At 70.3% G+C, this 21,523-nt stretch carries 18 protein-coding genes and 1 tRNA gene; 4 read left to right on the top strand and 15 right to left on the bottom strand.

Annotated elements, in window-relative coordinates; genetic code table 11:
- The first annotated feature begins 40 nt into the window (after window positions 1–40).
- Window positions 41–532 carry a transcription elongation factor GreA gene (gene greA / locus ASF76_RS04170; RefSeq protein ID WP_055953513.1) on the top strand — a complete coding sequence of 164 codons (492 nt, stop codon included), beginning with the start codon at window positions 41–43 and terminating at the stop codon, window positions 530–532.
- 250 nt (window positions 533–782) lie between these two features.
- On the opposite strand, the gene ilvA is transcribed toward greA, so the two are convergent.
- Window positions 783–2,012 carry a threonine ammonia-lyase gene (ilvA, locus tag ASF76_RS04165; protein ID WP_055953510.1) on the bottom strand — a complete coding sequence of 410 codons (1,230 nt, stop codon included), beginning with the start codon at window positions 2,010–2,012 and terminating at the stop codon, window positions 783–785.
- Window positions 2,009–3,199: an AI-2E family transporter gene (locus tag ASF76_RS04160; RefSeq protein ID WP_055953507.1), complete on the bottom strand. Its 1,191-nt coding sequence runs from the start codon at window positions 3,197–3,199 to the stop codon at window positions 2,009–2,011. Before ASF76_RS04160 ends, ilvA begins: the two co-directional genes overlap by 4 nt.
- Window positions 3,200–3,270: 71 nt before the next feature.
- Between ASF76_RS04160 and ASF76_RS04155 the strand changes: the two genes are divergently transcribed.
- On the top strand, window positions 3,271–4,512 hold the full coding sequence (locus tag ASF76_RS04155) for a winged helix-turn-helix domain-containing protein (protein WP_055953504.1): 1,242 nt from the start codon (window positions 3,271–3,273) through the stop codon (window positions 4,510–4,512).
- 37 nt (window positions 4,513–4,549) lie between these two features.
- On the opposite strand, the gene ASF76_RS04150 is transcribed toward ASF76_RS04155, so the two are convergent.
- The 10 genes from ASF76_RS04150 to ASF76_RS04105 form a co-directional block, all read right to left on the bottom strand.
- Window positions 4,550–5,119, bottom strand: a complete 570-nt coding sequence (locus ASF76_RS04150) for a LemA family protein (protein ID WP_055953501.1) — start codon at window positions 5,117–5,119, stop codon at window positions 4,550–4,552.
- A 133-nt stretch (window positions 5,120–5,252) separates the two neighbouring features.
- Window positions 5,253–5,325, bottom strand: a tRNA-Leu gene (locus tag ASF76_RS04145).
- Between the two features lie 197 nt (window positions 5,326–5,522).
- On the bottom strand, window positions 5,523–6,911 hold the full coding sequence (locus ASF76_RS04140) for an NAD(P)/FAD-dependent oxidoreductase (RefSeq protein WP_055955249.1): 1,389 nt from the start codon (window positions 6,909–6,911) through the stop codon (window positions 5,523–5,525).
- 8 nt (window positions 6,912–6,919) lie between these two features.
- A complete protein-coding gene (locus ASF76_RS04135; protein WP_055953498.1) occupies window positions 6,920–8,269 on the bottom strand; it encodes a S8 family serine peptidase in 1,350 nt (449 codons plus the stop codon).
- Window positions 8,266–8,784: a DUF501 domain-containing protein gene (locus ASF76_RS04130; RefSeq protein ID WP_055953496.1), complete on the bottom strand. Its 519-nt coding sequence runs from the start codon at window positions 8,782–8,784 to the stop codon at window positions 8,266–8,268. Before ASF76_RS04130 ends, ASF76_RS04135 begins: the two co-directional genes overlap by 4 nt.
- A gap of 55 nt (window positions 8,785–8,839) precedes the next feature.
- A complete protein-coding gene (locus tag ASF76_RS04125) occupies window positions 8,840–9,439 on the bottom strand; it encodes an FtsB family cell division protein (RefSeq protein WP_235561232.1) in 600 nt (199 codons plus the stop codon).
- Between the two features lie 223 nt (window positions 9,440–9,662).
- Complete coding sequence (gene eno, locus ASF76_RS04120) at window positions 9,663–10,943, bottom strand: phosphopyruvate hydratase (RefSeq protein WP_055953493.1); 1,281 nt, start codon at window positions 10,941–10,943, stop codon at window positions 9,663–9,665.
- 183 nt (window positions 10,944–11,126) lie between these two features.
- Window positions 11,127–11,735: an O-methyltransferase gene (locus ASF76_RS04115; RefSeq protein WP_235561252.1), complete on the bottom strand. Its 609-nt coding sequence runs from the start codon at window positions 11,733–11,735 to the stop codon at window positions 11,127–11,129.
- Window positions 11,736–11,885: 150 nt separating this feature from the next.
- Entirely contained in the window at window positions 11,886–12,695 is an 810-nt protein-coding gene (locus ASF76_RS04110) for an SGNH/GDSL hydrolase family protein (RefSeq protein WP_055953487.1), read from the bottom strand.
- Between the two features lie 126 nt (window positions 12,696–12,821).
- Window positions 12,822–14,267: an MFS transporter gene (locus ASF76_RS04105; protein WP_055953484.1), complete on the bottom strand. Its 1,446-nt coding sequence runs from the start codon at window positions 14,265–14,267 to the stop codon at window positions 12,822–12,824.
- A 128-nt stretch (window positions 14,268–14,395) separates the two neighbouring features.
- On the opposite strand from ASF76_RS04105, the gene ASF76_RS04100 reads away from it, so the two are divergent.
- Window positions 14,396–15,253 carry a helix-turn-helix transcriptional regulator gene (locus ASF76_RS04100; RefSeq protein ID WP_055953481.1) on the top strand — a complete coding sequence of 286 codons (858 nt, stop codon included), beginning with the start codon at window positions 14,396–14,398 and terminating at the stop codon, window positions 15,251–15,253.
- Window positions 15,254–15,378: 125 nt separating this feature from the next.
- Here ASF76_RS04100 and hisS read toward each other — a convergent pair whose 3' ends face one another.
- Entirely contained in the window at window positions 15,379–16,626 is a 1,248-nt protein-coding gene (hisS, locus tag ASF76_RS04095; RefSeq protein ID WP_055955243.1) for a histidine--tRNA ligase, read from the bottom strand.
- A 172-nt stretch (window positions 16,627–16,798) separates the two neighbouring features.
- Window positions 16,799–17,416, bottom strand: coding sequence for a MazG nucleotide pyrophosphohydrolase domain-containing protein (locus tag ASF76_RS04090; RefSeq protein ID WP_082484909.1), 618 nt, complete (start codon window positions 17,414–17,416; stop codon window positions 16,799–16,801).
- Between the two features lie 487 nt (window positions 17,417–17,903).
- Here ASF76_RS04090 and ASF76_RS04085 point away from each other — a divergent pair, with 487 nt between their 5' ends.
- Window positions 17,904–20,576 carry a phosphoenolpyruvate carboxylase gene (locus ASF76_RS04085; protein ID WP_055953475.1) on the top strand — a complete coding sequence of 891 codons (2,673 nt, stop codon included), beginning with the start codon at window positions 17,904–17,906 and terminating at the stop codon, window positions 20,574–20,576.
- Between the two features lie 97 nt (window positions 20,577–20,673).
- Here ASF76_RS04085 and ASF76_RS04080 read toward each other — a convergent pair whose 3' ends face one another.
- Entirely contained in the window at window positions 20,674–21,273 is a 600-nt protein-coding gene (locus ASF76_RS04080; RefSeq protein ID WP_055953472.1) for a gamma carbonic anhydrase family protein, read from the bottom strand.
- Between the last annotated feature and the right edge of the window lie 250 nt (window positions 21,274–21,523).

The raw sequence follows: 21,523 nt of genomic DNA, 5'->3' as shown, positions 1-21,523 counted from the left end.
TCCGTGCGACCGCCGCTCGCCTCTCGAAGAAGGAGTACTCGTGTCCAACGGCGCTCAGGTGACGTTCCTCACGCAAGACGCCTACGACCGTCTCCACAATGAGCTGGAGCACCTCTCGACCACGGGTCGCGAGGAGATCGCCAAGCGCATCGAGTCGGCGCGCGAAGAGGGCGACCTGAAGGAGAACGGCGGCTACCACGCCGCGAAAGACGAGCAGGGCAAGCAGGAGGCGCGCATCCGCACCCTCCAGCAGCTGTTGAAAGACGCGAAGGTCGGCGAGGCCCCCGAGAGCCACGGTGTCGTGGAGTCGGGCACCGTCGTGACCGCCGTGATCGCCGGTGGTGAAGAGAAGTTCCTGCTCGGCAACCGCGAGATCGCCGCCGACTCCGAGCTCGACGTGTACAGCGAGGCGTCTCCGCTGGGTGCCGCCATCCTCGGCCTCAAAGAGGGCGACAAGGGTTCGTACACCGCGCCGAACGGCAAAGAGATCGCGGTCGAGATCGTCAAGGTCGAGACCTACTCGGGCCAGTAAGCCCCTTTCGCTCGCGAGCCGCTCCCCCGGATGGGTGGGCGGCTCGCGGCGTTCAGAAGTATGGATGCCTCGACGCCGCTTCGGCCCTGCCGCGCCGAGGGCGGCGTTCCGCCGTGCAGCGGCGGCGTCGCCGAGCCACGCGCCGGGGCATCCGATGTGCACCGGGGTGCGCGCCGGCCCCGCCCCGCTGCACGAAACGCGCCCCGCAGGGCCGACCCCCGCGGCGCGACGACCACGACGCGCCGAGAGATCAGTCGGGGACGACGGTCGCGACGAACCCGGCCTCTTCCAGCGTCGAGATGACGAGCGCACGGTGCTCGGCGCCGCGCGTCTCGACGCTCAACTGCAGGATGACCTCGCTGATCTGCAGGCCCTGTCCGTGGCGGGTGTGGAGCACCTCGATGACGTTCGCACCGACCCCGGCCAGCAGCTCCGACACTCGCGCGAGCTGCCCGGGACGATCGGGCAGCGGGATGCGCAGCGACATGTACCGCCCGGATGCCGAGAGCCCGTGCGCCACGACGCGCTGGAGCAGCAGCGGGTCGATGTTGCCGCCCGAGAGGATAGTGACCGTCGGGCCGTGCGCCGTGATCTTCCCCGCAAGGATGGCGGCCACACCGACGGCGCCGGCCGGCTCGACGACCTGCTTCGCGCGTTCGAGGAGGACGAGGAGCGCTCGCGCGATGTCGTCCTCCGTGACGGTGACGACCTCGTCGACGTACTGACGGATCAGTTCGAACGGGAGGTCGCCGGGACGGGCGACCGCGATGCCGTCGGCGATGGTCGGGGTGGTCGCGACCTGCATCGGATAGCCCGCGGCCAGCGACGACGGATAGGCGGCGGAGTTGTGCGCCTGCACCCCGATGATGCGCACCTCGCGCCCCTCGGCGGCCGCGCGGGCCTTCACCGCGGCCGCGACACCGGCCGCCAGCCCTCCCCCGCCGATGCCGACGATCACGGTCTCGAGGTCGGGCATGTCTTCGACCAGTTCGAGGCCGAGCGTGCCCTGACCCACGATGATGTCGCGGTGGTCGAAGGGGTGGATCAGCACGGCACCGGTACGCTCGGCGAACTCGGCGGCGAGGCGCAGAGGGGTCTCCACGGTGGCCCCCTCGAGGATCACCTCGGCGCCGTAGCCCTTGGTAGCGAGCAGTTTGGGCACGGGAACGCCCAGCGGCATGAAGATCGTCGCGGCGATGCCGAGCTGCTGCGCGGCCAACGCGACACCCTGGGCGTGATTGCCGGCGGAGGCGGCGACGACGCCGCGGGCGCGCTCCTCCGCCGTGAGGCGGGAGAGACGATAGGTCGCGCCGCGGATCTTGAACGAGCCGGTGCGCTGAAGGTTCTCGAGCTTGAGGTTGACGGGCACGCCGAGCAGCTCGCTGAGGTGCAGTGACTCGTCGAGCGGCGTGCGCGTGATGATGCCGCGCAGAGCCTGCGCGGCATCCTCGAACTCGGCAAGGGTGGGGGTGTCGTTCATGGTCTCCTTGCGCGTTCGCGCGGGACGGTCTGCCAGATGAGATCTCGGGATGCCAGGGCTTCGCCCTCGTGCTGCCAGGCCTTCGACGCGAGGTAGACGGCGACGACGTTGACGAACGCCGCCAGCGGCACGGCGAAGAGGGCACCGGCGATGCCGCCGATCATGGCACCGCCGGCGACGACGAGTACGACGGCCAGCGGGTGCACCTTGACGGCTGAGCCCATGAGGATCGGCTGCAGGATGTGGCTTTCGACCTGCTGCACACCCAAGACGACGATCAGCATGAACAGGGCGATGAGCGGGCCGTTGTAGACCAACGCGATGAACACCGCGAGAGCGCCCGTCGCGACCGCCCCGACGAACGGGATGAACGCGCCGAGGAAGACGAGCACGCCGATCGGGATGGAGAGCGGAACGCCGAGCAGGAAAGCGCCGAGACCGATGCCGACCGCGTCGATGGTCGCGACCAGCAGTTGCGTGCGGGCATAGCTCTTGACCGTGCGCCAGCCGGCACGACCGGCGCCGTCGACGGCGGGGCGGGCGACACGGGGGAAGAGCCGTGTCGTCCAGCGCCAGATGCCGCCGCCGTCGGCGAGCAGGCAGAGCAGGATGAACAGCGTCAGCAGCACCCCCGTGGCAACGTGGCCGAGGGTCGTACCGATGGCGAGGGCGCCGGTCCACAACACCTCCGCCTGCTGCTGGAGGAAGGTGGCGGCCTGCCGCAGACCATCGTCGATCTGCTGAGCGCTGAGGTGGAGCGGCCCGTCGATGAGGTACAGGCGGAATTGCTCGACCGCCTGCGTGGTGCGCTCGCGCACCGACCCGAACTCGCGGGTGATCTGCCATACGGCGAGCCACACGAGTCCCGAGATGATGGCGATCGTCCCCAGCACCGCCACGATGATCGCGAGCCACTTCGGCCAGCGATGGCGCAGCAAGAACGAGAAGCCCGGCCACACCAGCGCCGTCACGAGGATGGCCACGAGAAGCGGGATGACGAGGAGCTTCAGCTGGATGACGAGGAAGACGACGACGGCGAGAGCCGCCGCGATGACGAGCAGGCGCCACGCATAGGCGGTGGCCTGACGCAGCCCGGGCGGGACCGGGGGCTGGAGGTCGCTCGAGACGGTGCGACGCTTGAGGGCGTCGAGGAACGATCCACGCGGTTCGGGATCGGTTCCACTCATTCCGCCAGCCTACCGCCGCCCTCCCGCATCGCTCGCGGGCGATGTCGGTGGTTGGGGATACCGTGAGGGGCATGACGACGACCCTCCGTCGCGCCGACGCGCGTCGCATCGCTCTGGCCGCTCAGGGCTTCGCCCGTCCGCGTCCCACGGCCGTCGGCACGCGCCAGATCACCGCCGCGCTGCGCCGCCTGCTCATCCTGCAGATCGACTCCGTCAACGTCTTCGCCCGCTCGCACTACATGCCGCTGTTCGCCCGTCTCGGCTCGTACGACACCGCGCTGCTCGACAAACTGGCGTTCTCGCGACGGCCGACCTGGGTCGAGTCGTGGGCGCATGTGGCATCCCTCGTCTCGGTCGACGATTGGCCGCTGCTGCAGTTCCGACGCGATGACATGCGCCGCAAATACGGCCACGACGCCTGGGCGGAGGCGAATCAGCCGCTCCTGCAGTGGCTCCGCGACGAGCTGGCCGAGCGCGGGCCGCTGCGGCCGGCCGAGATCGATCGCGATGCCCGCAGAGGCACCCGCGGCGCGTGGTGGGGCTGGGACGACGCCAAGAACGGTCTCGAGCGGCTGTGGTTGTTCGGCGATGTGGCGATCGCCGGACGACGCGGGTTCGAACGACGCTACGCCCTGGCATACGACGTGTTGCCCGCTTCCGCGCTCGAGACGACGGTGCCACGGGCGGAGGCGATCACCGAGCTCGTGCGCCGCGCCGCCGTCGCCTACGGCGTCGCGACGGCGTCCGACCTGGCCGACTATTGGCGTATCCGCGATCGGCCCGCCGTGCTGGCCGGCATTCGCGATCTCGTCGACGCCGGTGAACTGATACCGGTCGAAGTGGAGGGGTGGCGGATCGCGGGTCGTCCCGCCAAGGCATGGTTGCACCGAGACGCCGCCCGCCCGCGAAAGGTCGACGCCGCGGCGATCCTTACGCCCTTCGACCCGGTGGTGTGGTTCCGCGACCGGGCGGAGCGACTGTTCGATTTCGACTACCGCATCGAGATCTACACCCCGGCGCCGCAGCGCCGGTTCGGCTACTACTCGCTGCCGGTGCTCGTCGGCGACGACGTCGTGGGCCGACTCGACCTCAAGGCCGACCGCGCCTCCAGCGCCCTGCGCGTGCAGTCGGCGTGGTGGGAGGCCGGAGCGCCCCCCGATGCCGCCGAGCGCATCGCCGCAGAACTCCTCACGGCCGCGCGCTGGCAGGGTCTCGAGACGGTGACCGTGTCGCGGTGGGGCGACGCAGCAGACGCCGTCGCCGGGGCGCTCGCGGCGGAGCGGCACGAACACCCCGACGGCCGGTCGAACTGAAACGCCCCCTCCGCCGGAGCGGAGGGGGCGTGTTCGGTCAGAACTGCACGCGGGGAGGTTCCGCGATCGCGGCGCCGTCGATGACTTCGAAGAACTCGCGTTCGTGGAAGCCGAGCTGGCGTGCGAACAGGTTGTTGGGGAACACCTTGATCTTCGTGTTCAGTTCGCGGACGCCGCCGTTGTAGAACCGGCGCGACGCCTGGATCTTGTCTTCGGTATCGACGATCGAGTGCTGCAGCTGCAGGAAGTTCTGGCTCGCCTGCAGCTGCGGGTACGCCTCGGCCACGGCGAACAGCGACTTCAGCGCCTGCTGCATGTGTCCCTCGGCGATACCGGCCTCGGCGGGGCTCTGCGCCGACAGCGTCTCAGCGCGGGCACGCGTGACGTTCTCGAACACGGCCTTCTCGTGCGCCGCGTACCCCTTCACCGTCTCGATGAGGTTGGGCAGCAGGTCGGCGCGCCGCTTGAGCTGCACCGTGATGTCACTCCACGCCTCGTCGACGCGCACGTTCAGCGCGACCAGGGCGTTGTAGGTGGCCCAGAGGTAGATGCCCGCGATCACCAGGATGCCGACGATCACAATGACCGGTACGAGCCACTCCCACATAAGTCCCCACACTTCCGTTCGAGAGATTGCTCTTCAGTGTAACTACGGGGTGGGGCGGGGGCCGGGCGGTGCTGAGGACTCCCAGGGGATCTGGATCGAGTCGACCGCGATGCCGGCGGGCCGGATCGTCGCGTACCCCCGGTGGGACTCGAACCCACACTGAAGCGATTTTAAGTCGCCTGCCTCTGCCATTGGGCTACGGGGGCCCTCTTCCACCGTATCGTGGGGCGGCCTCGCGCCCGCCGTCCTGCGGACCGCAACCCCGACACGCCGACCCCGGATGCCAACACCCGGCGCGTTGCCCACGGCATCCACTCGACGGCTCGAGCACGTCAGCCCGCGGCATCCGGAAACGACGAGACCCCCGCACCGGAAGGGCGCGGGGGTCTCGGAACGTGAGGTGTTACTTCGCCGCGACGGGCTCGGCCTTGTTCTCGGCCGGAGCGGGCGCGTCTGCGGCGGGAGCTGCCGGACGCGGGCGCGCGGCGAACTCCTCGAACGCGGCGCGGGGCTGCTGGACGGCCTCGAGGTTCACGACCTCACGACCGTGCAGGAAGTTCTGCATCCAGTCGCCGACCACGCGGAACTTGCGCTCCCACGTGGGCATGGCCAGGCCGTGGTAGCCGCGGTGGGCGAACCAGGCGATCAGGCCGGTCAGGGCGATGTTGCCCGACTGGAATGCGCCGTTGTACAGGCCGAGACCCGCAACGGCACCGAGGTTCTTGTGGAAGTACTGCTTGGGCTCCTCGCCCCGCAGGACCGCCACGATGTTCTTCGCCATGAGCTTGCCCTGGCGCACCGCGTGCTGGGCGTTGGGGACGCAGAAGCCACCGACGCCGCCACCCGACAGGTCGGGAACGGCCGAAACGTCACCGGCGGCCCAGGCGCCCTCGACGATGTCTTCGTCGGTACCGACGCGCAGGTCGGGACGGGTGCGGATGCGGCCGCGCTCCTCGACGGGCAGGTCGCTGCCGCGGACGACCGTGGGGTTGGCCATGACGCCGGCGGTCCAGATGATGAGGTCGGTCGGCAGGTTCTCGCCGGTCGACAGCTCGACGACGCCGTCGACGGCACCCTTGACCTGGGTGTCGAGATGCACGAAGGCACCCTTCTTCGCCAGGTCGGCGAGGACCCACTCGCTCGTCTTCTGCGACACCTCGGGCATGATGCGGCCCATTGCCTCGATGAGGTGGAAGTGCGTGTCGTCGAACGTCAGCGTCGGGTACTGCTTCAGCAGCGACGAGGCGTAGGCGCGCAGTTCGGCGAACACCTCGATGCCGGCGAAGCCGCCGCCGACGACCACGACGGTCAGCAGACGGTCGCGCTCGGGTCCGGCGGGGAGCACGGACGCCTTGTCGAAGTTCGAGGTGAGGCGGTCACGGATGGCGACGGCCTCCTCGATGGTCTTGAGGCCGATGGCGTTGTCGGCGATGCCGGGGATCGGGAAGGTCCGCGAGACGGCACCGGCGGTCACGACGATCTGGTCGTAGGCCTGCTCGAAGGACTCGTCGCCCGCGATCGGAGTGATCGTGGCGGTCTTGGTCGCGTGCGAGATGCCCGTGATCTTGCCGGCGATGACCGTGGTGCGCTTCAGGTGGCGACGAAGGCCCACCACGACGTGACGGGGCTCGATCTCGCCGGCGGCGACCTCGGGGAGGAACGGCTGGTACGTCATGTACGGCAGCGGGTCGACGAGCGTGACTTCGGCCTCGTTGCGGCCGAGGAGCTTCTCGAGCTTCCACGCGGTGTAGAAACCTGCGTAGCCCCCACCGACGATGAGGATTCTGGGCACGGTAGTGGTCACGATGGGAGGGACTCCTCGTTAATGATGCGGCTCGGCTCGCGGGAGGTGCGTGCCTGTCGGGATCGCCGGGCAGCAGCAGTGACGCCGAGCGCAATCATTATAGCGGCCAGCGTGGCAGCGCCGAGCGGCAACGACCCGTAGAGCACGCTATCGCGCGACGGCAGCAGAGGCGAACTCGCCTGCGGCGCCGATTGGACCGGCGGGAGCGGCGGGATGGTGACCGGGCTCGCGCTGGGCTCGGGTGCAGGCTGGGCGTCCGCTCGGCGGTAGAGGCGGATCCATTCCGTGAGGCTTCCCAGCGGGTTCTCGCTCACGGTCGCGACCGGGCTGGACGACACCGCGCCGGCGGCATCCACCAGGCCGTAGCCGTACAGCTTGTCGGGCTTGGTCGACGCACCCGCGGCAGGCTTCGCCGTCTGAATGAGGCGGTTGAGGACGTTGTCGGCGTCGAGTTCGGGGTGCGCGGCGCGCACCAGCGCGGCGATGCCAGCGACGATGGGGGCCGCGCCGCTCGTACCGTTCCACTGCACCAGGCTGCCGTCGGCGGAAACGCCGATCAGACGCTCACTGGGCGCGGAGAGGCCGATCGTGATGCCCTGCGTCGACGCGCTGTTGCTCGCAGCGCCGCTCGGGTCGACACCGCCCACGGCCAGGACGCCGGGGATCGTGGCGGGCGCGCCCACGCGGTCGGTGCCGCTCCCCCGGTTGCCGGCCGCCACGACGACGACGACGTTCTTGTCGAAGGCGTACTCGAACGCCTCGTCCCAGCTGCGGTCCCAGTCGAGGGTGTTCGTCGTGAGCGAGAGGTTGATGACGGTGGCGCCGTTGTCGACGGCCCATTTCATGGCCTCGGCGATCTGCTCGGTGAACGGCTTCGACGTCGTCGCGCCGAATCCGACCGAGATCGACAACAGCTCGGCCTCGGGAGCGACGCCGATCATGCCGCGGCCATTGCCGGTGCCGCGGGCGGCGGCGAGCGAAGCGACCCAGCTGCCGTGGTTGGCGTCCACCGCGCCGACGGGCGTGCGTCCGTCGCTCGATCCGACGCCCGAGACGTCGACGCCGCCGATGACAGCACCACTGAACTCCGTCGGGCCGCGGCCGATGCCGGTGTCGATGATGGCGATCTTCTGCCCGGCTCCGCGCGTGGTCTTCCACGCCTCGCGGACGCCGTACTGGTCGAGCCAGTACTCTGCCGCGCGCACCGAGTCCGTCGGGTCCTCGGCGACCGGGCCCGCCGGCAGCTGCGGGGCCGCCGTGGACGTCGGCGGGACGGGTGTCGCCGACGCGCCCGTGAGCACCGCCACCAGGATGACGGATGCCACGGCGGCGGCGACGCGCTTCATCCGCCGGTCCCGGGGCTCTCGCACTGGCAGCGTTCGGGCGACCACGTACCGCGCTCGAGGGCTCGGTCGCCAATGGGGTTCACGCCCGGACCGGCCGCAAGAGCGTGCCCCGCGAGCGCGTGCAGGCACTTCACACGCGTGGGCATGCCGCCGGCCGAGATCCCGGCGATCTCCTCGGGCTCCCCGTAGGCGGCCCGGTCGCGGAGATAAGACCGGTGCGCCGCCTCGTACTGCTGCTGCAGCTCTTCGCTCTCGGCGAGCTCGTCGGAGAACTCCTTCATGACGTGCCCGGCTTCGAGTACCGACATCGCGGCGGTCGCGGCCGGGTGGGTGAGGTAGTAGAACGTGGGGAAAGGGCTGCCGTCGTCGAGACGGGGAGAGGTCGCCACCACCGTCGGGTTCCCGCACGCGCATCGAGCGGCGATCCCGATGACTCCGCGGGGAACGCGTCCGAGCTGCGCCTTGAGCACAGCCAGGTCGGCGTTGGATGCGGGAGGAAGAGTCGCGGTAGTCATCGCTCCCAGGGTACCCGGCCCCTCCGGCGCGTGTCGGAAGGCGGGACGGATGCGGTCAGGGTGCGCGAGCGTCGGGCGCGGGCGTCGGATCGGGCACGCCGATCGTGGGCACGGCCACTTGCGCCGCGCCGGACGCGGTGACCGAGCGCACCAGTTGCGCCATCCAGTCGGTACGCGTCTGACCCACGTCTCCGCTGACGTCGTCCTGCTCCTGCGGCGTCGCCGACGCGGGCAGGTCGTTGTCGATGAGGTAGACGACCTCGCCCGGGAAGGTATAGCCGAGGCGCTCACGCGCCTGCGTACGGATGTATGCGGGGTCCGACCATCGGTCGCGCTGCATCTGCAGATCCTCGACCTCGGACTGGCCGATCTTCACCGCGCTCTCGAGCGCCTGGATCTGCTGACGCTGGTCCATGTACGTCCCCACCGAGGGCACAAGCACGAAGGTGCCTAGCACGACCAGACCGAGCATGATGACGACGAAACCCGAGACGCGCACTCGGCCGAGCCAGTCGCGCACGTCCACGCGGCGTTCGGGCGCCGACGGTCGCGGCGGACGATCGGGCCGGGCGCTGGGCGCACGCTTCGGTGTCTTCTTCGCCTTCGGGGCCTCGGATGCCAGGGGACGGCGGGGAGGCAGGGTCGGTCGTTCCACGCCCCTCCCTTCGTTTCATGGACTGTCGATCAGGCCGCAGGCGAGTCTACGTCGCCACTTCGAGGCGCTCCGGGGACGCGCCGGGGGCTCGGCATCCGCTCAGACGGGTGACCATGATCGGCCGGGACGCCGGGATCTCGACCGCCGGGTAGCGCCCTCGCGGACCCCGGGAAACAAGAAGGGAGGGGGAGCCCCGCGGCTCCCCCTCCCTCGGATCGAACGATCAGCCCTTGAAACGGGGGAACGCCGAGCGGCCCGCGAAGACCGCGGCGTCGCCGAGGTCTTCCTCGATGCGGAGCAGCTGGTTGTACTTCGCGACGCGCTCGCTGCGCGCGGGGGCACCGGTCTTGATTTGTCCGGCGTTGACCGCGACGGCGAGGTCGGCGATGGTGGTGTCCTCGGTCTCGCCCGAGCGGTGCGACAGCATCGAGGTGTAGCCCGAGCGGGTGGCCAGGTTGATGGCATCCAGGGTCTCGCTCAGCGTGCCGATCTGGTTGACCTTGACGAGCAGCGAGTTGGCGATGCCGAGGTCGATGCCCTTCTGCAGACGCTGGGGGTTGGTGACGAACAGGTCGTCGCCGACGAGCTGCACCTTGGAGCCGATGGCCTCCGTCAGCTTCTTCCAGCCGTCCCAGTCGTCCTCTGCGAGCGCGTCCTCGATCGTGACGATCGGGAAGTTCGCGACGAGGTCGGCGAAGTAGTCGACGAGCGTGTCGACGCTCCACTCCTTGCCCTCGACGGTGTACACGCCGTCCTTGAAGAACTCGGTCGCGGCAACGTCGAGGCCGACCGCGATGTCCGTGCCGGGGGTGAAGCCGGCCTTCTCGATCGCGCGGATGAGGAAGTCCAGGCCCTCGCGGTTGCTGGGCAGGTCGGGGGCGAAGCCGCCCTCGTCGCCGAGACCCGTGTTGTACCCCGCGGACTTCAGCTCGCCCTTGAGGACGTGGTAGACCTCGGTGCCCCAGCGCAGGGACTCGCTGTAGGTGTCGGCGCCGATGGGCGCGAGGAAGAACTCCTGGAAGTCGATGCCGTTGTCGGCGTGCTCGCCTCCGTTGATGACGTTGAACAGCGGCACGGGCAGCAGGTGCGCGTTGGGGCCGCCGAGGTAGCGGAACAGGGGCAGGTCGGCGCTGTCGGCGGCGGCCTTGGCGACGGCGAGCGAGACGCCGAGGATGGCGTTGGCGCCGGTGCGCGACTTGTTCTCGGTGCCGTCGGTCTCGATCAGGATCTCGTCGATGATGCGCTGCTCGCTGGCTTCGACGCCCTCGATGGCGGGACCGAGCTCGTCGACGACGGCGGCGACGGCCTTCAGCACACCCTTGCCGCTGTAGCGGCTCTTGTCGCCGTCGCGCAGCTCGTAGGCCTCGAACGCGCCGGTGGACGCGCCGGAGGGGACGGCCGCCCGCTGGACGATTCCGTCGTCGAGGAGCACCTCCACCTCGACGGTCGGGTTACCGCGCGAATCCAGGATCTCGCGCGCGTTGACAGCCTCGATAAGTGCCACGAAGGACTCCTCGTTGGTTCTGGGGAAAGAGGGCGGAGCGTCGTCGGTCCGTCGTCGAGTCTAGTGACACGGGGTGACGGCCGTGGGGACGGATGCCGGTCAGCCGTGGATCCGCGGACGCGAGGTGGCGGAACCCGTCGGTTGCGGGCAGGTCCTTCGACCGGCACGGACCTCGCGACCGGGTCAGGGAGCGGCGGTGTCGACGATGATCGCCAGCGCGATGCCGTCCCACCCTTTGCGGTCGAGGGTCTGCAAGGCGGTGGCGTCGAAGCGGGGGTCGGTGCCGAGCATCTCGACGCCGCGGCGCGCGCCCCGGACCTTCGTGTCGGCAGTGTCGGCGTCGGCGACCTCTCCCGCGCGCACGACGTTGTCGAGCACGACGACGGTGCCGCGCCGACCCAGGCGCGCCGCCCAGTCGAGATACAGGGTGTTGGACTCCTTGTCGGCGTCGATGAAGACGAGGTCGAACGGGACGCCGCCCGCAAGGGTCGGCAGCACGTCGGCCCCGCGTCCGATCCGCACCTCGACGCGGTCGGCGACTCCGGCGCGCGCGAGGTTGGCGCGGGCGATCTGCGCGTTGTCCGGTTCGGCCTCGATCGTCACGACGCGGCCGGCGGGGCCGACGGCGCGGGCGAACCAGATCGTGGAGTACCCGCCGAGGGTGCCGATCTCGAGCACCCTCCGCGCCCCGGCGATCCGGGCGAGCAGATGCAGGAACTTCCCGTTGACGGGGGCCACCTCGATCGCCGGGAGACCGGCGTCGTGCTGCGCCCGCAGCGCGGCATCCAGCATCGGATCGTCACCCACGAGGGTGGCCGTGAGGAAGGCGTCGACGTCGTCGTGGGTAGGCACCATCCCACCCTGTCGACGCGGGCAGCGCGGGTCAACGCCCGGGAGGCCCGTGCTGGCCCGAGCGCGCACGGGCCCGACGTGGGCGACGTGTCAGCGGGCGTCGGACCTCGCGGCCGCCTCGAGCGCAGCGAGCACCGCCGGCAGCAGCGCCTCGGCCGTGCGTCGGTAACCCAGGGCACTCGGATGGAAGCGGTCGACGCTGAACATCTCGTCGGGGCGCTCGGCGAACACCGGACCCACCGCCCGCGAGAGGGCGACGACGCGACCGCCGGCGCGATGGACGGCGGTGGCCTGCGCGGCAGCCAACTGCCGCGACGACCGCGCAGCGAGCGCCCGAAGAGGCTGCGGGATCGCACGGAGCGTCCCGAGGTCCGGACACGTTCCCACGACCACCGGGATGCCGTCGTCGCGCAGCGCTCGCACGACGTCCTCGAGCTGCTCGGCGGATCGGGATGCCGGGATGCGGTGCGTCACATCGTTGCCGCCGACGACGATCACGGCGGCATCCGCTCGGTACTCCGCCGGAAGAGCGGCGATCTGCCCCGCAAGGGCTGACGTCTCCGACCCCACGACGGCGACGGTGCGCAACCGGACCGGGCGACCGGCCTGCCGCGCGATGCCCTTCGCCAGGCGCGCGCCGAGCGTGTCGCGCCGGTGCCCTGCGCCGAGACCCGCAGCGATGGAGTCCCCGAGCAGCAGGAGCTCGACAGGCTCCCCCGGATGCTTCTTGCGGCGCCAGATCCGGTCGGCATCCAGAGCCTCTTCGCCGAGGGGCTTGCCGATGCGGCGCCGTGCGATCGCCGCCTGTCGCGTGAGCAGGGCGCGGAGCCCCACCGCCGCCGCACTCAGCACGGCGATCGACGACGCGGCCGTCACGGCGAGGGGCCGACGCGGAGACATGCTCCGATGACACTCGCCCGGGGTGAACGCCCGGTGGACGACGCGTGACGCTGCGGCGACGGTGGCCTCCCGGCATCCCGTGGATTCTCGAGCAGTGTCGGGATACCGGAATCTCTAACGCCCCGCTCAGACCGCGGCGCGTGCGCCTCGTGCGCGCAGCACGACGGCCAGCACGAGCACGGCGACGGCGAGCACGAGGTCGAGGGCGAGCCCCGCGAGGAGCTCCTCTCGGCCGGCCACCCCGCTGAAGCTCACCACCCCGCCGATCACGATCACCCCGAACGACAGCGCGATCTGCTGTGCAGTGCTGAACATGCCTCCGGAGAGCCCGGCCGCCTCCACCGGCACCTCGCGCACGACGAGCTGGGTGAGGGGCGAGAAGATCAGCGCCTGTCCCGCTCCGAGCACCAGCAGGGCCGGCTGCAGCCAGAGGCCGATTCCGCTCCCCCACGCCGCGACGAGGATCGCGGCCATCGCCACGAGCGCGACGATCTGAAGCGCGACCCCGAGCACGAGCGTCGAGTCGCCGAGACGGCTCTGGATGCGGGCCACCGCGAGCGAGACTCCGGCGAAGACCACGGCGAAGGGCAGCAGTGCCATCCCCGCCTCGAAGGAAGTGAGACCCCCGGCCTCGACGGCTCGCGGGAAGACGTACAGCAGCGCGGAGTATCCCGCGAAGAAGAGCCCCGCTGCGATCAGCCCGAGTTGCAGGGGCCGCAGGCGCAGGACGCTGGGCGGCAGCAGGGGGACGCGGCCAGAGCGCTCGACGGCATCCTGGTGCTTCCACATCGACCACAGCGCGCCTGCGGCGACGACGAGCGCTACGGCCACCGGCCATGACCAGTTCCACACGGGTCCGAAGGTCAGCGCGACGGAGGCGGCGAGGATTCCGAGGGCGAGCGCCACGGTCCCGATCAGGTCGATGGCAACGACCTCATGAGCCCGGGAGCTCGGGGCCAGAGGCGCCAGGGCGATCGCCGCGCCGGCGACGAACGCCACCACCACGAACACCGCTCGCCATCCCTCGACGGGGCCGAAGGAGAGGGCGGCGAGGGCGCCGCCGGCGACCTGACCGACCGCGGCGCCGATTCCTCCGCTCGCGCCGAACGCGGCGATCGCGCGGGTACGGGCCGGTCCCCGCGAGGTGGCCTGGATGGTCGCGAGCACCTGAGGGGTGCAGAGGGCTGCGCCCACGCCCTGGATGACGCGCGCGACGATGAGGGTGTCGATCGAGGGAGCGAGGGCGCACGCGATGGCCGAGACGAGGAACAGCCCCATCCCGAGGGCGTAGAGGCGGTGGCGGCCGAACCGGTCGCCGAGTCGCCCGCCGAGGATCAGCAGCACAGCGAAAGGGATGCCGTAGCCGGCGATGACCAGTTCGAGCGAGATGTCGTCGGCGCCGAAGCGCTCGCGGAGCGTCGGGAGGATCACCGTCACCGCATTGAAGGCGAACGTTCCCACGCCCGGTCCGAGGAGGAATCCCAGATATCGCCACGTCGGTACGCCTTCGGCGAGGTCGGGGCGGATCGGCACCGGCGCGCTCCCGGTGGCGGGGTGGGCGGAAGTCGTCATGGTGCCAGCATGGAGACCGCGGCATCCTGGTACCAGGAGTGCGCTCATCCTGGTAGTGGGAGCACTCCCCTCGGAGCGCACGCATGCCGAGCCGGCGATCTACGATCGCCGCGAGAGAGAGGGACGCCATGACGCGATCCGATGACGCCCGCGTGGAGTTCGCCGCGTTCCTGCGCAGCCGCCGCGCCCGCCTCCGCCCCGCCGACGTCGGCCTCCCCGACGGTACGCGTCGCCGGGTGACGGGCCTCCGCCGCGAAGAAGTCGCACAACTCGCCGGCGTCGGACTCACGTGGTACACCTGGCTCGAGCAGGGTCGCCCCATCGCCGCGTCCGCCCAGGTCGTCACCGCCATCGCGCGAGCCCTGCGATTGAGCGATGACGAGCGCGACCACCTCTTCGCCCTCGCCGACCTCCCGGTCCCCGACCGCGAAGCGCGACTCTGCGTCGGGGCGACCCATCTCGACCTGCTCGAGAAGCTCCTGCCGTACCCGGCCGCGGTGCAGACCGCCCGCTTCGACATCCGTGCCTACAACCGCGCCTACCGTTACCTCTTCGACGACCTCGACGACATCCCCGCCGAGCGCCGGAACTGCGCCGTGCTGCTGTTCACCGATTCCGATTGGCAGCGGTCGCATGCCGACCTCGACCACGCGCAGCGGCGCATCGCCGCGCGTCTGCGATCGGCGTACGGGCGCCACCATGAAGAACCCGCGTGGCAGCGGTTCATCGCCGATCTCGAAGAGGAGTCCCCGCGGTTCAGGGAGCTGTGGCGCCTCGGCGACGTCGGCGGGGAGCGGAACGCCACCAAGCACCTCGTGCACGCCCGCGTCGGCGAGCTGCACCTCGAGATGTCGAGCCTGTGGATCGACGACGGCCTCGGCTCACGCGTCGTGTGGTTCTCGCCCCGGGATGCCGCGACCGCGGGGCGCCTGGAGCGTCTCGCCGCCGAGAGTCCCGAGGAGGCGTTGATCAGCGCGGTGGCGTGAGGGGAACCCGTGTCGAGGCTCCGCTCCCTTCGCCGAGCGAGCCGCAGCCTGGCGGATATCGGCCCTCGGGTGCTGCCACGGGAGGGGTCGGCGTCCCCCGAGGGACGGGCGCACCTCGGCGCGGATCAGGCGAGCGACTTGAACTCGAGCGTGTCGGCGGTCGTCTCGGTGCCGACGGAGGCGAACGAGGTGTAGCCGTCCGCCGCGGACCGCTCGAGCAGCGCCTTCATGTTCTTCACCCGCTGCTCGATGCGCACGCGTGCGCCCTCGGCGACGAGGTGCGCCTTCATCGCGAGCAACGGGGCGAGGGCGACGTCGCGGTCGTGAACGAGCACGACGGAGCGCTCCCCCTCGGCGTCGGTGTCGGGCAGCAGGTCGACGATGCGTTCGAAGCCGATCGAGAATCCCACGGCCGGGACCTGTTGGCCGAGGAAGCGACCGATCATGCCGTCGTAGCGTCCTCCGCCGCCGAGCGAGTAGTCGACGCTCGGGTGCGCCAGTTCGAAGATGGTGCCGGTGTAGTAGCCCATCCCGCGCACGAGGAACGGGTCGAAAACCAAGGGCGCATCGGCACCTCGGGCGGCGGCGACGGTGTCGCCCAGGGCCACGAGGTGGGTGATGACCTCGTCGGGGATGCCGTCGGGAAGGGCCGAACGGATCCCGACCTCGTCGAACGTCGGAGATGCCGCCGGCCGGTCGAGGTAGGCGGAGAGAGCATCGACGGCGCCCTCGTCGGCTCCCCGTCCGCGGAGCTCGGCGACGACGCCCGAGGGCCCGACCTTGTCGAGCTTGTCGATCGTGATCAGAACGCCGGGACGCTCCTCGGGGGCGAAACCGAACACGTCGAGCATCGCGTCGAGCACGCGGCGGTCGTTCACGCGGATCGAGCCGCCCGTGAGCCCCAGAGCGTCGAGCACGTCGAGACTCGCGACCATGAGCTCGGCCTCGGCGCGGGCGGTGGCGTCGCCGATGACGTCGATGTCGCACTGGAGGAACTGGCGGTAGCGCCCCTTCTGCGGACGCTCGGCGCGCCACACCGGCGCCATCTGGATCGCGCGGAACACCGTCGGCAGCTGCGCGCGGTTCGTCGCGTAGAAGCGGGCGAGCGGAACGGTGAGGTCGTAGCGCAGGCCCAGGTCGGCGAGGGCGGCCGGGTCGTCTGCCGCAGCGCGGATGCCCTCGGCATCCATCCCGCGCTTCAGGATGCTGAACGACAGCTTCTCGTTGTCGCCGCCGATACCGGCGTGGAGGCGGTCGTAGTCCTCCATGACGGGCGTCTCGATCTCATCGAACCCGTGCGCGCGGTACCGCTCGCGGATGACGGCGAGCACGCGCTCGCGACGGGCCTTGTCAGCGGGGAGGAAGTCGCGCATGCCGCGCGGCGGGTTCACAGATGCCACGGCCCCATTGTTCCAGGCTCGGGCGGCAGGTCCGGATGCGGGGGCGGCTGACGCCTGCCTGGCTCGATGTCGACGGCTGATCGCCCGTCACGCACGCTCGTCGTGCGCCCCCGCGCCGAGGAAGTGATCTCGCGTGAGGACCCGTTCAGCCCGCCGGTGTTCCGGGGTACCGCTCTGCGGTCTGCACCTCGGTGCGCAGCATGCGGAGGCGCTCGCGCAGGGCGCGTTCGGCATCCCACCCGCGGGTGCGTCCCAGGTGCACCAGCATCAGCAGCGCGTCGCCCAGCTCCGTCTCGGTCTCGGGATCCGCCAGCCGATGCGACGGGGCGGGCACCCCGGTCTGCGCCGCCTTGCCCAGCATCTTCTGCGCCAGCGCCAGCGAGGGCATGTGGTCGCTGACCCCGTCCAGGACGCTCGTGCGCGCACGCTTCTCAGCGGCCTTCGCCGCGTCCCAGTGCACGAGGACCTCTTCGGGAGTGGATGCCACGGCATCCGCGAAAACGTGGGGATGACGCCGCACCATCTTCTCGGTCAGGCCACGCGCCACATCGTCGATGTCGAACGGGTCGTCGGGATCGCCCGCGGCGATCTCGGCGTGGAACAGCACCTGCCAGAGCAGGTCGCCGAGCTCTTCGCGCAGGTCGGCGCGGGTGCCCGCCTCCACCGCGTCGATCACCTCGGCGCTCTCCTCGACGAGGTACGGCACGAGGTCGCGATGGTCGATCTGCTGCGTCCACACGCACCGTTCGCGCACGGCGTGCATGGTCTCGGCGGCCTCGCGCAGGGCGTCGTCGCTCACGGGATCTCCTTCCGCGACCCGTGACGCCCGGCATCCACCGGTTCCGCGGGAAACGCTCCCCCGAGTATGCCCCGCCCGCCGCTCCTCCGGTCGAGCCGAGACGGATCTCGCGGATCCCCGGATACCGGGTCCTCCCCGCGCGGGACGTCTCGACGGCGGCGGGCGCAACGTTCCGAGCGGATCTCCGTTGGGCGGCGCGCGGGTTTCTCCCGCTCGAAGAGTCTCCGTGCGTCTCGACGGCGGCGGGCGCACCCGCCCCGGGCGTCGGAAAAGTTCGCACGACACTCCGCGCGCGGCCTCACGTCGGCCATGATGCTGCCCCCAGGCCGGACAATCTCCGACTCGTGGCGCGCCGCCGAGTCGGCTCGACGGCTTCTCCACACGCTGTCGACCGGTACCACCGCGTCGACGTGTCATCTGCGCGCAACGCGACGCAGATAATCTTGGCCGTGTGCGTGATCTGACCCCGACCGAGGCCATCGACCTCGTGGGCCGCTTCGAAGCCGGCCAAGAGCTCCCCGAACAGATGCGTGCCGACGTGCGCCTGCTCGGATCGTTGCTGGGCCGTGTCCTTCGGGAGAGCGGCTCCCCCGGACTGTACGACGACGTCGAACGACTTCGTACGGCGACGATCCAGGCCTACACCGACGAGACACCCGCCGCGTTCGAGCGAGCCGCGGCCATCGCCGACGACTTCTCCATCGAGCGGGCCGACGAAGTCGCCCGTGCCTTCACGGCGTACTTCCACCTCGTCAACCTCGTCGAAGAGCATCAGCGCGTGCGCGTCCTGCGCGAGCGCGGTGATCAGCCGTCGCGCAGCGGCATCCCCGACACGATCGCCAGCGCCTTCGAGAGGCTGTCGAGCGAGGTCGGCGAAGAGACCGCCCTCGCGCGACTCCAGGCCCTGCGCTTCCACCCCGTCTTCACGGCGCACCCCACCGAGGCCCGGCGCCGAGCGATCTCGACGAGCATCCGTCGTTTGTCGGAACTCCTCGGCGAACGCGACGCCGCGGGCGAGAACGCGGCCGAGACCCGTCGCACCGAGCGCCGCATGCTGGAGGAGATCGACACGCTCTGGCGCACCGCTCCCCTCCGCCGCGAGAAGCCGTCTCCCGTCGACGAGGTGCGCTCGGTCATGGCCGTGTTCGACGAGACGCTGTACACCGCCGTGCCGCACGTCTATCGCCGAATCGACGACATCCTCCAGGGCGAGAACGCGGGATCCCGCGCGCCTATCGTGAAGCCGTTCGTCCGCGTCGGTTCCTGGGTCGGTGGAGACCGTGACGGCAACCCGTTCGTCACGGCGTCCGTGACCCGCAAGGCCGCCTCGATCGCGAGCGAACACGTGCTCCTGGGCCTGGAGCGCACCGCGCTCCGCGTGGGGCGAGGTCTGACCCTGGATGCCGGCACCACCCCGCCCAGCGACGCCCTCGTCGCTCTGTGGCACCGCCTGCGTGCCGCCGACGAAGATGCTGCGACGGAGATCGCCGAGCGCTCCCCCGAGGAGCCGCACCGCCGGATCCTGCTGCTGCTGGCTCGGAAGATCGCCGCGACCCGCACCCGCAACGCCGACCTGGCGTACCGCGACCCCGAGCACCTGCTCGCCGATCTGCGAACCGTGCAAGAGTCGCTCGTCACCGCCGGCGCCGCGCGGCAGGCCTACGGTGCGCTGCAGAGACTGGTGTGGCAGGTCGAGACGTACGGCTTCCACCTCACCGAGCTCGAGGTCCGCCAGCACTCGGCGGTACACCGCAAGGTGCTCGAAGAGCTTCGCGTCGGCGGTCAGCGCAGCGAATTGACCGACGAGGTGCTTGAGGTCTTCCGCTCCATCGCTTACGTACAAGAGCGCTTCGGACCCCGCGCCGCCGGCCGCTACATCGTCTCGTTCACGCAGTCCGCCGAAGACCTCGCGAACGTGCACGAACTCGCCTCGTACGCGATGGGCCCGGGCGAGGCGCTCCCCGTGCTCGACGTCATCCCGTTGTTCGAGACGTTCGCCGACCTGCAGGCGGCTCCCGGCATCCTCGCCGATATCGTGACGCACCCCTCGTTCGTCAGCCGACTGGATGCCACCGGCCGTCGCCTCGAGGTCATGCTCGGCTACTCCGACTCGTCGAAAGACGTCGGCCCCGTCGCTGCGAACCTCGCTCTCTACGAGGCTCAGGCGCAGATCTCGACCTGGGCTGCAGCCGAGGGCATCGAGTTGACGCTCTTCCACGGCCGCGGTGGCGCGCTCGGTCGAGGCGGCGGACCCGCCAACTCGGCCATCCTGGCCCAGCCGCCCCACTCGGTCGATGGTCGGTTCAAGCTCACCGAACAGGGCGAGGTGATCTTCGCTCGCTACGGCGACCCCGACATCGCAATGCGCCACATCGACCAGGTCGCGGCTGCGGTGCTCACGGCATCCTCTCCCTCGATCGAGCGGCGCAACCGGGGAGCGGCCGATGCCTTCGCCGACGTCGCTCGCATCATGGACATCGCCTCGCGCGAGCGTTTCTTCGCCCTGGTGAAGGCGCCCGGCTTTGCGCCGTGGTTCGCCACGGTCACTCCGATGGAGGAGCTCGGCCACCTCGCCCTCGGCTCGCGCCCCGCACGCCGAGGTCTGTCAGTGGAGTCGCTCGAAGACCTCCGAGCGATCCCGTGGGTGTTCTCGTGGACGCAGGCGCGCATCAACCTCGCGGGATGGTTCGGTCTCGGCACGGCACTCGACGCCGTCGACGATGAGCAGCGTCTCCGTGAGGCCTACGAGCAGTGGCCGCTGTTCCGCACGATGATCGACAACGTCGCAATGAGCCTGGCGAAGGCCGACGAGCGCATCGCCCGCCGCTACCTCGCGCTCGGCGACCGCGACGACCTCGCTCAGCTCGTCATGGACGAGATGCTGCTCACCCGCTCTTGGGTCGAGCGCATCACCGGCGGCGATCTGCTCGGAAACAAGCCCGTTCTGCAGCGCGCCGTGAAGATGCGCAGCCCCTACGTCGACGCCCTGTCACTGCTGCAGCTGCGGGCGCTCCGCGCCCTGCGCGATGCCTCGACCGAGTCGGAGATCCCGGATGCCGAGCAGCAGCGCCTCCTGCTGTTGTCGGTGAGTGGCGTGGCTGCGGGTCTGCAGAACACCGGCTGAGCTCGAACCCATCCCGTGACGCGCCGGCGCCCCCGGAACGGGTGACGGCGCGCCACTTTTCCCGCGCGGCGAGGGGCACGACCGTCGGGTCGACGTCTCAGTCCAGTCGGACGTCTGAGGCGTGGCGGGAGAGGCTCCGGCCGTAGCGCTCGGTGAGCTGCACCATCAGGTCAGGCGTCTCGCGGTCGAGCCCGAAGACATAACCCGGGAAGTCGAGCTCCTTCTGCGCAGCCCAGATCTCCTCGTGACGGTCGGGTGGGAGGATGAGCAGCGGATCGCCGACTGCGACCCAGGAGATCGGGACGATGGTCTCGGCGGGCAACACCGTGCGTAGGTGGACGACCGCATTGATGCGGACCTCGCTGCGATCTCCGATCTCGGCTCCGTTGAAGATACGGGTGCCGGTGGCGAGGAAGACCTCGGCGCCGATGTCGGCGCCCGCGACACTTGCCATCGGACCGATCAGGGTGTGCGGCCCGATGTGCACGGGGTGGGTTGCGCTGGCCCGGATCAGAGCGTTCTCCATCACGATGGTGTTCTCCCCCAGCACCACCGGGCTGCCCTCGGCGGTGAGAACAGCGCCGTGCAGAACCTGGCACCCGGCCCCGATGGTCACGTCTCCGCTGATGACGGCTGTGGGCGCCACAACGGCATCCGGATGAATGCGGGGATCGTCCCCGAGGTGACTGAATCGCATGGCCGCGTCCTTCCCGTCGATGCGGTCAGCGTAGCGCCGACCCTCATAGGGGAGCGACCGCGACGTGCACCGGGTACGACGAAGCGCTGGTGCGTGGTCCCCCCGGTTGGGGGATCACGTACCAGCGCGTGGTGGTGCGTGGGTGGTGAAATGCGAAATGGCCACCCAGCGTTGGGTGGCCATTTCGGCTTAAAGGAAGTCCGGCGGTGTCCTACTCTGGCTTAAAGGAAGTCCGGCGGTGTCCTACTCT

The sequence above is a fragment of the Microbacterium sp. Leaf151 genome, assembly GCF_001424225.1.
In the GTDB taxonomy this organism is placed as follows: Bacteria; Actinomycetota; Actinomycetes; order Actinomycetales; family Microbacteriaceae; genus Microbacterium.
This window is presented reverse-complemented; position numbering and strand designations above follow the sequence as displayed.